This is a genomic window from Ruegeria sp. O6, from assembly GCF_056535045.1.
Genome location: NZ_JBQERM010000039.1, coordinates 1 through 1,925 on the forward strand (window position 1 = coordinate 1; position 1,925 = coordinate 1,925).

The window sequence follows — 1,925 nt, forward strand, 5'->3', positions numbered from 1 at the left end:
CCCTCTGCGCGTTGATGGCCCCTTTTGTGATGCGGGGGTCGTTGCCTTCGCTGAGGGCGATTATGGGACGGGTGGCCGGAGCGTTTTGCCGCAACAGCTCGACGGGTGTCAGGGTCATGTGCTCCGGCCTCGTCCTGGGGTTAAGCGCCCTGCGCCTTCATGTCATCGGCGCTGATGCCGGCGACGGCGACGGGTTTTTTCATCGCGTCGCGGCGGAAAGGCTCGCCAAGCTCCTGGTTGATCAGGGCCTCGATCAGCGTGGTGATGCCGTTCTTCTGGTCCTCGATCGCCTGGTTCAGCGCCGCGGTCAGCTCGTCCTGGGTGCGGGCGACAACGCCTTTCAGGCCACAGGCCTGCGCGATACCGGCATAAGACACCTTGGTGTCCAGCTCGGTGCCCACGAAGTTGTCGTCGAACCACAGGGTCGAGTTGCGCTTTTCCGCGCCCCACTGGTAGTTGCGGAACACGATCTGGGTCACGGCGGGCCATTCCTCGCGGCCAATCGCGGTCAACTCGTTCACCGCGATGCCAAAGGCGCCGTCACCGGCAAAGCCCACAACCGGAACATCCGGGCAGCCGATCTTGGCACCGACAACGGCGGGCAGGCCATAGCCGCAGGGGCCGAACAGGCCCGGCGCCAGGTATTTGCGACCCTCTTCAAACGACGGATATGCGTTGCCGATGGCGCAGTTGTTGCCGATGTCCGAGCTGATGATCGCCTCTTTCGGCAGCGCCGCCTGAATGGCGCGCCACGCCATGCGCGGGCTCATCCAGTCGGGCTTGGCCGCGCGGGCGCGCTGGTTCCAGGTGGTGCCCGGATCGTCATCCTCATGGGTCATCGAGGTCAGTTCCTGCGCCCAGGCCGATTTCTTCTGCGCGATGCGCTCTTTGCGCTCCTTGCGGCCTTCGTCACCGGCGGTGTCGCTCAGCTGGGCCAGAATGCCCTTTGCCACCTTGGCGGCGTCGCCGATGATGCCGACGCTGACCGCTTTGGTCAGGCCGATACGGTCAGGGTTGATGTCAACCTGGATGATCTTGGCATCCGCGGGCCAGTAGTTGATGCCATAGCCCGGCAGGGTCGAGAACGGGTTCAGACGGGTGCCGAGGCACAGGACAACATCCGCCTCGCTGATCAGTTCCATCCCCGCTTTCGAACCGTTATAGCCCAGCGGACCGGCAAACAGCGGGTGGCTGCCCGGGAAGGCGTCATTGTGCTGGTAGCCGACGCAGACCGGCGCATCCAGGCGCTCGGCCAGCGCTTTCGACGCCTCGATGCCGCCTTCGGCCAGAACCACACCGGCGCCGTTCAGAATGACAGGGTTTCTGGCGTTCGACAGCAGCTCGGCCGCCTGGGCCACGGCGGTTTCGCCACCCGAGGGGCGCTCGAACTCGACAATGGCGGGCAGGTCGATATCGACAACCTGGGTCCACATGTCGCGCGGGATGTTCAGCTGGGCCGGGGCGCTGGCGCGCTTGGCCTGCATGATCACACGGTTCAGAACCTCGCAGACGCGGGTCGGGTCGCGGACCTCTTCCTGATAGGCGACCATGTCCTCGAACAGCTTCATCTGCTCGACTTCCTGAAAGCCCCCCTGACCGATGGTCTTGTTGGCCGCCTGCGGGGTCACCAGCAGAAGCGGGGTGTGGTTCCAGTAGGCAGTCTTGACGGCGGTCACAAAGTTGGTGATGCCCGGACCGTTCTGCGCGATCATCATCGACATCTTGCCGGTCGCCCGGGTGTAGCCATCCGCCATCATCCCCGCGCTGCCCTCATGCGCACAGTCCCAGAACATGATCCCAGCCTTCGGAAACAGATCCGAAATCGGCATCATCGCAGAGCCAATGATCCCAAACGCATGTTCAATACCATGCATCTGCAAAACCTTAACAAAGGCCTCTTCCGTCGTCATCTTCATAGGGGTGTT

At 63.5% G+C, this 1,925-nt stretch carries 1 protein-coding gene; it reads right to left on the reverse strand.

From position 1 onward, the window contains the following. Window positions 1-140 precede the first annotated feature (140 nt). Window positions 141-1,916 carry a sulfoacetaldehyde acetyltransferase gene (xsc, locus tag ACR0DY_RS19870; RefSeq protein WP_209508319.1) on the reverse strand — a complete coding sequence of 592 codons (1,776 nt, stop codon included), beginning with the start codon at window positions 1,914-1,916 and terminating at the stop codon, window positions 141-143. Window positions 1,917-1,925 lie beyond the last annotated feature (9 nt).